Below are 13986 nucleotides of genomic sequence, written 5' to 3'. Positions count from 1 at the left end.
CCGCACATCACCAAAAACGAAAATGGCCGCAGCAGCGCGCTCGATCGCAGAACCACGCGGCACCCAGGTTATGCCATCAGTCTGAGCCGACGATGGCTGATCGAAAAGGGCTTCGGGTGGCTGAAGCAGACCGGCCCGCTGCGCCAGGTCAAGTTGCGGGGCCTGGAGAAAGTGGACTGGCTGTTCGTCTTCAGTTGTGCAGCCACAACCTGATCCGGTTGCCAAGGCTCATGACGCAACAACAAGGAAGTCTCAGCCAGCAGTGTGCCTCGATACGCGATGGTGCTTATCGAAAGTTACACCGACGCGTACAGTAGTCGACGGTGATGGCGGAGGAGAACCTTGCAGTCACGAAAAGTGCATTACGAGCAAGCGTCCGATCACGGTCTGTGTCATGCCTTCGCGACAGTAGCTGCGGATAAAAGAGCCTGAGTCTTGATCTTGAAAAAAGTGTAATGAGAATGCTAAGGAACGATATGCAATCGAATCGCGTGTGGATCGCAGTGCTTTTGGTTACGTCTTTTCTTGTTTCTCCACCGATCAAGGCCCAGGAGCGTGGAACGCCAAACGACCCAGCCTGGCAGCGAGCCAATGACCTTGTGAAGAAATTGACTCTCGACGAGAAACTTCAGTTCATTCTTTCGAAGTATCCATCCAATGCTGATCCAGGTGGTGGAGGCGGCTACATCGAGGGCGTAACCAGACTACATATTCCCGATGTCAATATCTCGGATTCGGCTACGGGTTCAGGCAGCGCGACTCAGTCCAGTTCGACCTTTCCCGCGACGATTGCGCTGGCTGCCAGTTGGGACAGGCAGTTGTCGTATGACTACGGAAAAGAGATTGCAATTCAGTTGCGCGCTCAGGGATTCGCAATGGGCCTCGGAGGAGGTGCGAATCTCACTAGAGAGCCGCGTGGAGGAAGAGCATTCGAGTACTTGGGCGAAGATCCACTTCTTGCGGGGGAGTTGCTTGCACAACGCACCAAAGGAACCCAGAGCCAGAAGGTAATGGCTTCAATCAAACACTTTGCGGGGAACGAACAGGAGACGAATCGCATGGGTGGGAACAGTCACATCGACGAGCGCACCCTGCGAGAACTCTATCTATTGCCCTTTGAGATCGCAGTTGAACAGGGCCAGCCGGCAAGTGTGATGTGTAGCTATAACCGGTTGAACGGGGAGTATGCGTGCGAAAATTCCGTGCTTTTGACTGACATCCTGAAAATGCAGTGGCACTTTAGGGGACAGATACAGTCAGACTGGGGAGCGACTCATAGCACGGCGAAGGCGATCAATGCCGGCCTCGATGAGGAAGAAGGAAGCGACGCCGGACCCTCGTATTTCGGGCGTGTCCCGGTCTTATTTGCACTGACAAATCATGACATCACCCAAGAGCGGATCGACGATATGGTGCGCCGCAAACTCTATGCGATGATTGCGTCCGGCGTCATGGACGATCCGCCGCAGGGCGGGGAAAAGATTGATTTCGATGCGGCGCGGAAGTTTGCCCAATCCGTGGAGGAACAATCCATTGTGCTGCTTAAGAACGACCGTCATCAGCTTCCGCTGCCACCATCAAAACTGACGCGCATCGCGGTCATTGGTTCTCACGCGGATGCGGCGGTAATGTCCGGAGGGGGATCTGCAGACACAATGCATCCGGTGACGGGTTCATTCGAAGGGTGCGAAGGCTTGGAATTCGTAGAACACAATGGTTGCGGGTGGTGGCGAAATCCATGGTTGAAGATTCCCGTTCCCCTTACAAAGGCAATTCAGGAATTGTCGCCGCGGAGCGAAGTCAAGTTTTCTGGAGTTCGAGACGAACAAGCACCGTTTCGGGCCTATAGTCTGGGCGAAATCGCCGATGCGGTCGCGCTGGCGCGTGAGTCGGATGTTGCAATTGTCGTAGTTGCACAGCCAGCAGGCGAAGATTTCGGAGACTTGAAGACTCTCAGCTTGCAGAATCCATCGAACCAAAACGAACTTGTAGATGCGGTCGCAACCGCGAACCCGCATACAATCGTGGTGATCGAGAGTGGCAATCCGATTCTGATGCCCTGGAAGGATAAGATCGCGGCGATCATCGAAGCATGGTATCCCGGCGAAGCGGGAGGCAAAGCACTCGCCAATGTCCTGTTTGGCAACGTGGATCCCTCCGGGAAGCTGCCGTTTACGTTTCCTCTGCGGAACGAGGATACGCCAACCTGGGGCGGCACAGGCGTCATTTCCAAAGACCCTGTCTACTCCGAAAAACTGAATATCGGCTATCGATGGTACGACGCCAGGAAAATTGCACCGCTCTTTGACTTCGGCTATGGATTGTCCTATACCCACTTCACATACGCGGACCTCTCTGTAAAACGCGATACAGATCGCACTCTCCATGTGTCGTTCTCCGTCAAGAACGATGGGGCCGTTGCAGGTGCTGAAGTTCCGCAGGTTTATCTGGGAATTGATTACGCGGGAGAACCTCCTCTGCGATTGGGCGGCTGGAGCAAGATCCAATTAAATCCAGGCGAGGCCCAAAAGGTGAACATCGTAATTTCACCCAGGATGCAGAGTATCTGGGACACGTCTGCAAACGATTGGCGCGTTATTCCCGATATCGCTGTCTACGTCGGCGCCTCATCTCGAGACATACGACTGAAGGAGCGGTGATCTGCGCCGGAGGAAACCACTGAAAGTGGCGCTATTTGACTCTTGTCGCGAAAGGAATGTGCGAATCGTAATGCAGTTCTCACGTCGCCGACTTCTTGCAGGCTCCGGTGCTCCGACTGACGGCATAGGCTAACTTATTTTGTCTGTGTTGTATTCGGCAAGCTCGGACTACTCCTGCCGAGTATTGAAGATTTTGATGCGCCCGGTATGTTCATGCCAGATTTTTTGCGCAGGTTTAATTGCCGTACACCACACGCCCCTCGCTCACCGTCCAGCGCACTTTGCCCAGCATCGTCCAGCCGTCAAACGGCGTGTTCCGCGACTTCGATTTGCCATCCGCCGCCCGATACACCCACTCTGCCTTCGGATCAAAGACAATCGCATCGGCAAAGCTGCCCACAGCCAGCGTTCCGCGCCCTCTCAATCCCAGCACTGCCGCGGGCTGCGCGCTCAGCAGGCTCAGCACCCGTCCCAGCGGCATCTTCGCCTCCCGATGCAGCCACGCCAGGCATAGCCCCAGCGCCGTCTCCAGGCCTGTAATCCCATTCGGCGCGCGCTCAAATTCCACTTCCTTCTCGTGGCTTGCGTGCGGCGCATGATCCGTGGCGATCGCATCCACTACGCCGTCCATGATCGCGTCCAGCATCGCGTCGCGATCCGCCGCACTCCGCAGCGGCGGATTCATCTTGTAGTGCGTGTCATAGTGGCCCACATGCTCATCCGTCAGCAGAAAGTGGTGCGGAGCCACCTCGCACGTTACTCGCAGCCCGTTCCGCCGCGCCTGCCGCACCGCCTCAATCGCCTTCGATGTCGAGGTATGCGCCACATGCAGGTGTACTTTGTCCGAGCGCATCTCCTGCACCAACCGGATGTCGCGCTCCACCAGTCCTGACTCAGCCTCCACAGGCATTCCACGCAGCCCCAGCCTGAAAGCCACCGGCCCCGCGTTCATGCTTGCGCCCACCGTCAGCCGCGTGTCTTCCGCATGTTGAATCACGCTCAGCCCCACACGGCTCGCCGCGGCCAGCGTATCGCGCATCACGCTGTCCTTCAGGATCGGATGCCCGTCATCGGTCACCGCAACACAGCCCGCAGCCTTCAGCGCGGCAAAGTCATTCAGCGTCTCGCCCTTCGATCCACGCGTTGCCGCGCCAATCGGAAACACGCGCACGCTCGCGCCGCGCTCAGGCGCCTGCATCCACCGCGTAATCTCCGGCGAGTCATTTACCGGAATCGTATTCGGCATCGCCGCCACAGCCGTAAACCCACCCGCGGCCGCCGCGGCCGTCCCTGTGGCAATCGTCTCTTTGTAACCCTGCCCGGGCTCGCGCAGATGCACATGAATGTCGATCAGGCCCGGCGCAACCACCAGCCCCTTCGCATCCAGAACCTGCGCACCCGCTGCCTGCTTCAGCTTGCCCGGCGCGGCCACCTCCGCCACCTTGCCATCCTTCAGCAGAATGTCCTTCGCCGCATCGATCCCCGTGCCCGGATCGATCAGGTGTCCGCCCTTAATCGCAATCAGGTTGGCAATCGCACTCGTCGCAGTCATACGCGCTTCTCCGTTCTTCCCGCGCCAAGCGCTCTTTCAATCACCGCCATGCGAATCGCCAATCCATGCGTCACCTGCTCCAGAATCGCCGACTGAGCCCCATCCGCCACGCCGCCCGTAATCTCCAGGCCCCGGATGATCGGCCCCGGATGCATCACAACAGCCTCCGGCGCAAGCCGCGCAAGCCGCTCGCCGGTCAGTTGATACCCCGCCTTATACTCTTCGAGATCGAGTTGCAACCCCGCCAGCCGCTCTGCCTGAATCCGCAGCATCATGGCTACCTGCGAGCGGCGCAGCGCCGCCTCAAAGTCCCGCTCAATGCTCACACCCGGCGCTTCCGCCACAGCAATCTCCGGCAGCAGCTCCTTCGGCCCGCACAGCAGCACCTGCGCCCCCAGCCTGGGCAGCAGCAGCATATTTGACCGCGCTACACGGCTGTGCAAGATGTCGCCGGTAATAGTCACAGTTACGCCCGCGAGCATTTCAGGGCCTACTTTTTTCGTATTGGGTTTGAGGTGCGCCAGAATCGTCCGCAGATCCAGCAACGCCTGCGTCGGATGCTCATGCATCCCATCGCCGGCATTCAGCACCGGCAGCCGCGTTGATTCTTCCAGTAGCCATGCCCCGCCCGACAAGCTGTGCCGCAGGATAATTGCCTCCGCGCCCAGAGCACGCAGATTCAGCCCCGTATCCTTCAGGCTCTCGCCCTTCTCAATGCTTGAGGAAAGATTCGACACCAGCGCCGTATCCGCGCCCAGCGCCTTGGCCGCCAGCTCAAAGCTCGTCCTCGTCCGCGTGGAAGCCTCGTAGAACAGCAGCGCCACGCGGCGCTTGATCAGAATGCGGTCACGCGTCAGCGGGTCTTGTTTTTCAAGCGCCGTCGCCCGCTCAAGAAGATGGTTCAGCTCATCGAGCGAGAGGTCGTTCACCGAGAGCAGCGAACCGGGATTGCAGGGAAAAGGAGAAATGGTTACAGGCGGTGTACTCGTTTTGCGTCGTGCAGCGGTCATGTCAGCTTCTAGCTTTTAGCCATTAGCTCTTAGCTTTTTGCTTCGAGCCAAGCTTCTGGATAAACGAGGTGAGCATTTTGGAAACCTCATTGCTCAACACCGTTGCTTCGTTGATTGCTGCTTCAATTGCTCTTAGAAACCACAACAGCGAATCCCTGCGCAGTCAGGCTAAGAGCTAAGAGCTTTCTCTCTCCACCAACAGAACCTGCTCGTCTTCATCAACCTCTTGAAACTTCACCTCGATAATCTCCCGGCTGCTCGTCGGCACATTCTTGCCCACGTATGTCGCTTCAATCGGCAGTTCGCGGTGTCCGCGGTCAATCAGCACGGCCAGTTGCACACGCCGCGGCCGCCCATGATCGAAGAGCGCATCCAGGGCTGCGCGAATCGTGCGTCCGGTATACAGCACGTCGTCACACAGAATTACATCTTTGCCCACAATGTCCACGCCCAGTGCGCCCACTGTCACAACCGGCTTCGGTCCCGCCATCGAAAGATCGTCGCGGTAGAACTGAATGTCCAGCACGCCTGTCGGCACCGGCGTCTTCTCAATCGTTGAAATCAGCTTGCCCAGGCGCTCCGCCAGCGGCACGCCACGGCGCTTGATGCCAACTAACACCATGCCTTCGCCGCCCTGGCTCTTCTCGACAATCTCGTGCGCCAGGCGCACCAGCGTGCGCTCGATCTCCGAGGCGGACATCAGCCTGCCCTTCACGCGCAGGGAAGTTTTCTCAGTGGTTTCACTCATCGGGATATTCTCGCTGTTCCGCTTCTCGACGGATAATACGAGGCAGGGCCGGGGCAAGTAAAGCTAAGCGCAGCCAAGGCAGTGTCTCAATTTGAATTGTTTTGTAACAGGGCACGACTAAAGTCGTGCCGAAACGGCCATAAAAATGACTGGGCCTTTAGCCCCGGAGGCAGTTTCTTCAAACTGAGACACTACCGCAAGGAACGAGAAAAAACATTCTCGTCCTCAGTTCCTCGCCTGCGTCCTCATCATCAGCTTCGCGCCCAGTGCGCCGCCCGCCACGGCCAGGCCCACCAGCACAAATTCAACCAGCATCAGGCCGCCAAACGTAAATCCCGCGCGTCCTTCTGCGGAAAGCAGAAATGCTGTCAATGACTTGAAAACCGCACTTGTCGTCTGGGGATCCTGGCTGGCCGCGCTTGCCTGCTGCCACTGCTGGGAAGTTTGCGCCGCAAATGTCTGCCAGAAATCGTCGAAGTCTTTGCCCTGATGAAAAACAAAGCGTTCGGCGTAGAGATAGGTTCCCATTGAAGCAAAGGCAATCCATCCCGTAATAAGCCCCGTCACCAGCCCAATACGCGCACCCGCGCCGGTCGTCAGCAGCGCCGGACGCCGCGCCGCGCGCTGTCTGCGCACATACAGCAACACGACCCATGCAGCCGCGGCCGCAATCCAGGCCAGTCCCAGAAGCCCCAGAAACGATGTTCCAAAGATCAGCCCTGCCGGAATCGCCAGCAGCAGAGCCACGCGCAGCGCCGGCTTCCATTCCACGGCGCCCGGTTCGTGCAGCACCGTGTCCCACTGGTTCGCCTGCGAAGGCACAACTCCTTCTTCGCCGGAGTACACCAGCTGGGGAAGTCCACAAGAGGGACAATATAAGCCATCCGCGGGGATGGCTTGATGACAGCGGTTACAGGTAATCTCCATCGCTCTGTTAAGAGCCTATCGTACTTTTCCGGCAGAGCGCACACAACATGCAGTCAGTACAAATAAGAAAAAGGAAATATGACACCGGGAAGAAATCGGGTCAGGCATGCCCGTTCTGAGCGATCACGTGATTCTTCTTTTTGCGCCCGTGACGCAAAAAAAACAACACTCCCATGAAGGCGAAATCCCGTTCCTTACATACCTTGCAGCGAATCGGATAACGCAGAGTCAGTAATCTGCTCAAGTCCCCTCGGCGGGGATGTGAAAGGCGAAACTCCTGGGACCCACAGCTGCGGCATACAGGCATCGACATACCAACACTCCAATACTTTCCGATCGGCGATTCGAGCTTAGAAACGACGCGCAGAAAAGTCCGGCAAAAAAGCTCATGGTTAGTCTTTATTCTAGTTTTGTCTGAAATGTGGTTGAGGCCAAGGCCAGAATCCCACAAGGGGAAGTAGTCCTAGAGTGACACAGTTGATCGTTAAATGAGTAAATTATTTTAAAATCAACAGGGCAAATTTATGCCATCCCATCACTAATCGCGCTTTTGCTTGAAAAATATTCTTCAGGCCAGCCTGGCCTCCACAATCCGCTCCGCCGCCTTCACTGCTTCAGCCAGCGTCATATCGGTCGAGTCCAGCACTACGGCATCCTCAGCCGGCTTCAGCGGTGAGTCTGCGCGATTCCGGTCGCGCTTGTCGCGTTCGCGCAACTCCCGAATCACTTCCTCCGGCTGCTGCTCCGCCTTCGCCCCTCTCTGGCCTGCGCCCATCTGCTCGAATCGCCGCATTCCCCGCACCTCAGGCGCAGCATCCAGAAAAATCTTCACGTCCGCGTGCGGAAAAACTACCGTCCCGATATCCCGGCCTTCCATCACCACGCCGCCGGCAGAGCCCATCTGCTGCTGCAGACGCACCATCCATGCCCGGATCGGCGGAAACACGCTCACGCGCGAGGCCGCATCCGTCACAGCCGCATTCCGCAGCTCCCCAGTCACATCCTCGCCGTCGAGAAAGACGCGATTCTCCCCCGACGTCGGCACCAGGTGAATGATGGTTTCTCCGGCAAGCCGTTGCAGGTCAGCCGCACTCCACTCATCCAAAGCCAGGCCCGTCCGGAGAACCTTGAGGGCAAATGCGCGATACATGGCTCCGGTTTCCAGGTTCAGCAGCCCAAAATGACGCGCCAGATGACGCGCAATCGTACTCTTGCCCGCCCCCGCTGGGCCGTCAATCGCAACGATGATCTTTGGAGCCGATCCGCCCAGTTCTTTTCTATCTGATTCCTGCGAACGGAAATCCGTGCTCATCCGCGCTTCTTGGTCCCCTGCTTGCCACGGAAGCTGTTACCAGCCAGCGCCGGTTTCCGCCTCGGACCCGCAGCTCCTGCCGCAGTGCGGCTCAGCCCGCCACGGCGTACCGCGGAAGCCGGTTTCGCCGAAGTGGCCGCCCTGCTGTTTCCAGTTCTGCTGCTTCCGGGCCTGTTGTTGCTCCCCGGTCGGCTGCTGCCACTACTATGCACATGACCATTGCCGCTGGTGCCCTTGCTCCCAGCGCTCTTCGCCGGGCGGCCGCCTTCTGCCGTCCGGGCCCTCCCGGTCGTTGCTCCAGGCTTCCGCGTGCCGGTCGCATGCGCAGCCCCATGAGCTGATGAACCATGCCCATTGCGGCTGAAGTGCGGACGCGCAACGTTCTTGTTCTTCGCGCCGCCGTTGCGGGCAGCACTCTCTTCCTCGCGCCCTGCGGAAACCGTCTCTACCGGCTCCTCATGGATCTCTTCCAGCTCTTCTTCACGGCCATAGTAGCCACCGTTACCAGACCTGTATCCGTTTCCATAACCGCCGGAATAACCGGACGCACCGTAGCCATACCCACCCAGCGTCGCGCTGGCGTAGATCTGCGGCGCCACACTAAACTCCGGCAGCGTTCCCGCTACGTAAAAATGAGGCGCATGGCCCATCGACAGCGTATGCACCTGCCGCGTCGCCACCAGCCCGCGCAGAACTTCACGGATTTTGCTCCGCGCCGTCAGCGCCGCCAGGAACAGCTCCACCTCTTCCATGCTGGCCGCAATCACAGCCTGCAGAAAGATGGAAGCCAGTACCGAAATCGCCGTAACTTGAGATGTAGACGCTCCCTCGGCAATCGCCTTCTGGAACCTCACCCGCAGAAGCTGCCACTTTGCAGCCTTGCCCGGCGCCGCAATCACGGGAATAATCCGCAGTTGCTGCCACAGCTCCGTAATGGCGCGCAGCACAGCCACCTCGGTCACGCCCTGGCCGAGAATCGTTTTCAATTCGGAGATATTCGCCTCGCCCTGCTCAAGGCGCTTGTAGGCCTGAATGGCAAGCGGAGAAACCTGACGCGATCCCGTCAACTGCGGAACCCTGCGCCAGTCACGGTCGCCACGGAGCGCATACACATACGGAAGCACCCACGTCGCCACAATATAATCCGGCTGCTCGCCCGGCTGGCCCAGCAGGTTCAGTCGAACCGCCACGTTATCCAGCTCAAGCCGCACCAGAAGCTCCTCAGCCAGCGCAATCTGCTTCGGTCCTGGCGCCGAACTTCTCTCCCCCGCTACCGCTTCCACAAAAGAAGGCGCAAGCGACGGGGTCGACTGCTTTCGCGGCAAAAAGAGACACAAGCCCGTCTCTTCAATCCACGTCCGGGCATCCTCCAAAGTAAGAGCCCCAATTCCATTCTGGCGCATCCGTTCGGCGCGCGCTGCTTCCAATTGCTCCGATGTCAAAGAAGAACCTCTTTTCCAAGGCTGGCGTTCTCGCCGGGTAGTCCCGCCCCCTGGGGGTGGTCTGCCGCCTTCCGGTAACTGTCAAATACGGTGGAAGGCCCGCTGGATCTCTCTCCAAGAATACAACAAAGCGATTGGACGTCCATGTGGGCAGCTGGTTGGGTGTTCTGTCCTGGCCAACTCCAACAATAGCCACTCAATTATCGTCGGGTCAAGTGGCGTATTCACCTTGATCGCGGCATGGCATGCAATTGACGCCGCAATTCGCGTTTTCAGTGAGCTAAGGCTATGATTCTGCGCATTTTCATGAACTTCGACATCGCCCTCCGCGCCGCCCGCTGCTCCCGTCTGCTCAATCACCTGCTGCAGCATCCGCTCCAGTTGCGCGCCTTCCAGCCCCACCGGCGCGGCCTTCACGGCCAGCGTCTGCGGCCCAAAAGGCTCCGCCTCAAATCCGTTTCGCTCCAATTCGGCCGCAATCTCTGCAAATACAACCATTTGCGCCGGTTTCAGTTCCACCAGAAGCGGCATCAGCAGCCTCTGCCGGTGCACGTTTTCCACAGCCCTCTCACGCAAAATTTTTTCAAATAATACCCGCTCATGTGCCACATGCTGATCAATAATCCATAGCCCCTCCGGCCCGGTCGCCAGAATGAACGACTCCTTCAACTGCCCCAGCGGTTTCAGCCCCGCTAGATGATTCAGCGTCTCCGCCGCCTGCCGCGCTTCCACCTCCGCCGTTGCCGCAGCGTAAACGTTTGAATCCGCTATATTTGCAACCAAATCTCCCGCGACTGCTGCCAAGCCGCCTAATGCCTCCGGCACAGCCGCGGTAAACGGCAACCTCACCGGCACCGCCGGCAGCTGAAACTCAGTCAACTGGAACGGCTCCGTTCCCTGGTAGGCCGGGGCTTCAGCCCCGGCAATGGATACAGCCAAATCGCCGGGGCCTTTAGGCCCGGAGGCATGCTGTTCAAATCGCTCTGCGCCATCCGCGCGAATCGATTCTGAATCTGCTCCCGGTATCGGCGATTCCGATGGCGGCATCAGCGAAGGGCTCGCGTTCGGCGCATCGAGCGAGGCCGCAAAGGCCGCCACCGGCCGCGCCTTCACCAGCGCCATCCGCAAACTGTCCCGCACAAAATCGTGAATTACTGCCGACTGCCGAAAGCGCACCTCAGTCTTCGCCGGATGCACATTCACATCCACCTCTTCCGGCGGCATCTCCAGAAAAATCAACACAACAGGAAAGCTCGTCGGCGGAATAATGTTCCGATACGCCTCCGACACCGCATGCAACAGCAACCGGTCGCGGATAAGCCTCTTATTGATAAAGATATAAATCGAATTCCGGTTCAGTTTCTGCAACTCCGGCTTCGAATAAAACCCCGTCAGCCGCAACTGTCCCGGCTCGCGCTTCGGCTCCTCGGGATCAACCTTCCACGGCGGCGGCTCCGGCAATCCCCCACGCTCCAGTTTCAGCTCCGCAGCCACCGGCAACAGCTTCTCCAGCGTGTCTTTCCCGAAAATCTGGTACACCCGCTCCGCCGTCCGCGTCACCGGCGGCGCGGAAACCAGCGTATGGCTCGCAGAAACCAGGTCAAAATGCTTTTCCGGATGCACCAGCGCGTAATGCGTCACCAGCGCCGTCACATGCGACAGCTCCGTAGCCTCCGCCCGCAGAAACTTCCGCCTCGCCGGCGTATTGAAGAACAGGTCCGAAACCGAAATCGTCGTCCCGCGCACCAGCGCCGCATCTTCCACATGCAGAATCTTTCCGCCGGCAATCTCGATCCGCGTTCCTGCTTCGCCGTCCGAAGTTTCCAACTTCACCCGTGCCACCGAAGCAATCGATGGCAGCGCCTCACCGCGAAACCCCAGCGTCGCAATCGAGAGCAGATCGTCCGCCGTCCTCAGCTTGCTCGTCGCATGGCGCTCAAAGGCCAACAGCGCATCGTCGCGGTTCATCCCGATCCCGTCATCCGCAATCCGGATCAGCTTCCGCCCGCCCGCTTCCACTTCCACCCGAATCCGCGTCGCACCGGCATCGAGAGCGTTCTCCAGCAGCTCCTTCACCACGGACGCAGGCCGGTCCACAACTTCGCCCGCGGCAATCTGGTTGGCGACCTGGTCAGAGAGAATACGGATACGGCCCATAAGATTTCAGCCTATCGCAAAGCGACCCCGAACAGGAGCTATTGGGTACTGCTATCCCAAATGAGCTTCAGATCTTCGTCAAGAACATATGAGCGTTTCGGATTTCGGGACGAATAATGTACGAATATAAATCTTTCTGCAATGGCTTTCTGGCACGCCTCAGCATCTATCGTCGTCGGAAACTCACCTCGAAATGGAAGCGTATAAATCCCGACCTGGTCTCCATCGGCATAGTATTCATAGGCAAACCAAACCTGATAACCAGCGATCTCGCCAGAGCGGCCTTTTCGCATGGTGACAATCTCACCTTCATCGAACTTTCCCTGTACCTGCGGCCAGTTTCGGGCGCGCGTCTGCTGCCACTTTCGTTTATAACGCCGATCCCACAATGTCCATGCAGCAATGATGCTAAAGAGAAATGCGAAATAGCCAAAGATAAAAAGCGGTGACTCCGGAGTTCGCCGCAGCATGAAAAGCAGAAGTTGTGGCATGAACTGAGGGTAACTGAAAACAATGCCTCAAACGGCAAATGCCGCCCGAAGGCGGCATCATCGATTTCAAAATCTGTGAAGTCTTAAATACCCACCCCAAACTCATTCGCCGTTTGCTGCTCGCCCTCGGCATGGGAGAAAAAGTCATACGGCGTCCGCCGGTTGAACTTATACCGGCACCGCAACTCACGGCCGATCAGGATGCCCAGTCCAGCCAGAGCCATGCCCACGGAAAACCACCCCACCACGCGCAGCGCTTTGTGCTCACTGCACGGCTCAACAATTGAAAGAATCTCAGGTTCTGCGGACATAAGGCGGAACAGCCCCCTTGCAGGCATAATAGCGCATTTTGGCTGTCGCTGGCTTGTAAGTCCCGACAGGCGCACACTTTCGTTACTCTGTTGTGTGAATCTGGCTCAGCCAGCGTTTCTTTTCCGCTTCGGGAAGAAAGCTCGCCGCAATCGAATTGCCGGCAAGCTGCCGCAACTCCTCTCGCGTAAAACCCTGCTCCATCGCCGCCAGAAGATACTCATTCTCAATATCCGACTCAAAGAACGCCGGATCATCCGAGTTCAGCGTCACCAGCAGCCCCGCATCAAAGTACCTCCGCAGCGGATGCGCCGCAAACGAAGCACAATTCCCCGTCCGCACATTCGAACTCGGATTCAGTTCTAAACAAATTTGCCGATCTTTCAACTCCGCGACTAACTTTTCATCCTCCCCAGCCGACAGCGCATGACCAATCCGCTCCGAGCCGATCCCAAGCGCCTCCCAGATAGCAGAAGCCGGCGTCGTCTCCCCCGCATGATTCGTAAGCCTCAGTCCCGCGTCCTTCGCTTCGGCATACATCTCCTTGAACGGCTCCGAGCCGCGCTGCCGCTCATCGCCGCCCAGACCAATCCCGATAATCGACGGGTACTGCGCCCGCATTTCGGCGGCTTTCTTAAAGACCCGCTCCGCCTCCGGCACAGTAAAGTGCCGTACCGCATCGAAAATCCAGTACAGCGTCAACCCAAGTTCGCGCTCAGCCCGAACCCGCGCCCGCTCCAACCCCTCAAAGATCGGCTCAAAGACGCCCCGCGCATGATTCCGCCACATATAAATCACGCCCACCGAGATATACACCTCAGCATGAACCACGCCCTGCTCATGAAGCCGCTGACACATCCGCCACGCAGCGAGCTCATAATGCTCTGGCCCGCTCAGCAGCCGCGTAACAGCTTTGAACGCCTCAATGAATCCCGTAAAATCCGTGAACTTGTATAGCTTCTCAGCGTCTTCCAGCGTCAGCGGCTTATCATCCTGCCGCACGCTCAGCTCCACCAGCGTCGCCGGCGTAATCGTGCCTTCGAGATGCAGATGCAGCTCCGCCTTCGGCATCCTGCGAACGAACTTCCTGATTTCACTCATGAAAGATCTCAGTAGTCAGACCACTTGCGGGTGCGAGAGTCATACGTCTCTGATTCACCCAGGCTGAGCCCGAAATAAACGATGTAGTTCTGATCATCCTGCTTTCGATAATAGACAGGACCGCTCTCATCCTCATAGATACCCATCTCGGCAAGGGAATTCGGCAATCTTCCGTTCGCCTTCCGAAATGCTTCGATCCCGCCAATATCGCGCTTCGCAGTAAATATCCTTGGATCTGGCATCCACCACCAGGCAAGCGTAAGTACAATCAGGACCG

12 protein-coding genes and 1 pseudogene are annotated in these 13986 nt (G+C 58.0%); 2 read left to right on the top strand and 11 right to left on the bottom strand.

Translation table 11 applies throughout. The features are described from left to right. Both ABSG47_RS17220 and ABSG47_RS17215 read left to right on the top strand, forming a co-directional pair. Window positions 1-317: pseudogene (locus tag ABSG47_RS17220) on the top strand (transposase); the annotation flags it as partial. A gap of 138 nt (window positions 318-455) precedes the next feature. Continuing rightward, entirely contained in the window at window positions 456-2660 is a 2205-nt protein-coding gene (locus ABSG47_RS17215) for a beta-glucosidase family protein (RefSeq protein ID WP_424170936.1), read from the top strand. 235 nt (window positions 2661-2895) lie between these two features. Here the strand turns inward: ABSG47_RS17215 and ABSG47_RS17210 are convergent, their stop codons facing one another. The 11 genes from ABSG47_RS17210 to ABSG47_RS17160 all read right to left on the bottom strand — a co-directional run. Next, the gene (locus ABSG47_RS17210; protein WP_424170935.1) at window positions 2896-4212 is read right to left on the bottom strand and encodes a dihydroorotase; all 1317 of its coding nucleotides are present in this window, start codon (window positions 4210-4212) and stop codon (window positions 2896-2898) included. Further along, the gene (locus tag ABSG47_RS17205) at window positions 4209-5222 is read right to left on the bottom strand and encodes an aspartate carbamoyltransferase catalytic subunit (protein WP_424170934.1); all 1014 of its coding nucleotides are present in this window, start codon (window positions 5220-5222) and stop codon (window positions 4209-4211) included. The genes ABSG47_RS17210 and ABSG47_RS17205 overlap by 4 nt, the downstream gene beginning before the upstream one ends. A gap of 175 nt (window positions 5223-5397) precedes the next feature. Beyond that, the gene (gene pyrR / locus ABSG47_RS17200; protein ID WP_424170933.1) at window positions 5398-5970 is read right to left on the bottom strand and encodes a bifunctional pyr operon transcriptional regulator/uracil phosphoribosyltransferase PyrR; all 573 of its coding nucleotides are present in this window, start codon (window positions 5968-5970) and stop codon (window positions 5398-5400) included. A 225-nt stretch (window positions 5971-6195) separates the two neighbouring features. After that, window positions 6196-6792 carry a hypothetical protein gene (locus tag ABSG47_RS17195; protein ID WP_424170932.1) on the bottom strand — a complete coding sequence of 199 codons (597 nt, stop codon included), beginning with the start codon at window positions 6790-6792 and terminating at the stop codon, window positions 6196-6198. Window positions 6793-7465: 673 nt separating this feature from the next. Further along, window positions 7466-8209, bottom strand: a complete 744-nt coding sequence (cmk, locus tag ABSG47_RS17190) for a (d)CMP kinase (RefSeq protein WP_424170931.1) — start codon at window positions 8207-8209, stop codon at window positions 7466-7468. Further along, a complete protein-coding gene (locus ABSG47_RS17185) occupies window positions 8206-9636 on the bottom strand; it encodes a hypothetical protein (RefSeq protein WP_424170930.1) in 1431 nt (476 codons plus the stop codon). The genes cmk and ABSG47_RS17185 overlap by 4 nt, the downstream gene beginning before the upstream one ends. Before the next feature lie 96 nt (window positions 9637-9732). Continuing rightward, window positions 9733-11808, bottom strand: a complete 2076-nt coding sequence (gene mutL / locus ABSG47_RS17180; RefSeq protein ID WP_424170929.1) for a DNA mismatch repair endonuclease MutL — start codon at window positions 11806-11808, stop codon at window positions 9733-9735. Between the two features lie 38 nt (window positions 11809-11846). Next, window positions 11847-12299: a hypothetical protein gene (locus ABSG47_RS17175; protein ID WP_424170928.1), complete on the bottom strand. Its 453-nt coding sequence runs from the start codon at window positions 12297-12299 to the stop codon at window positions 11847-11849. 83 nt (window positions 12300-12382) lie between these two features. Then, complete coding sequence (locus tag ABSG47_RS17170; protein WP_424170927.1) at window positions 12383-12610, bottom strand: hypothetical protein; 228 nt, start codon at window positions 12608-12610, stop codon at window positions 12383-12385. Window positions 12611-12692: 82 nt separating this feature from the next. After that, window positions 12693-13709 carry an adenosine deaminase gene (gene add, locus ABSG47_RS17165; protein WP_424170926.1) on the bottom strand — a complete coding sequence of 339 codons (1017 nt, stop codon included), beginning with the start codon at window positions 13707-13709 and terminating at the stop codon, window positions 12693-12695. An 8-nt stretch (window positions 13710-13717) separates the two neighbouring features. Further along, the coding region (locus ABSG47_RS17160) for a hypothetical protein (RefSeq protein ID WP_424170925.1) at window positions 13718-13986 on the bottom strand (269 nt) is incomplete at its 5' end.

Source organism: Occallatibacter sp. (assembly GCF_049510455.1).
In the GTDB taxonomy this organism is placed as follows: Bacteria; Acidobacteriota; Terriglobia; order Terriglobales; family Acidobacteriaceae; genus Telmatobacter.
The sequence above is the reverse complement of the archived record's forward strand: the minus strand, read 5'-3'. Positions and strand labels throughout refer to the sequence as shown.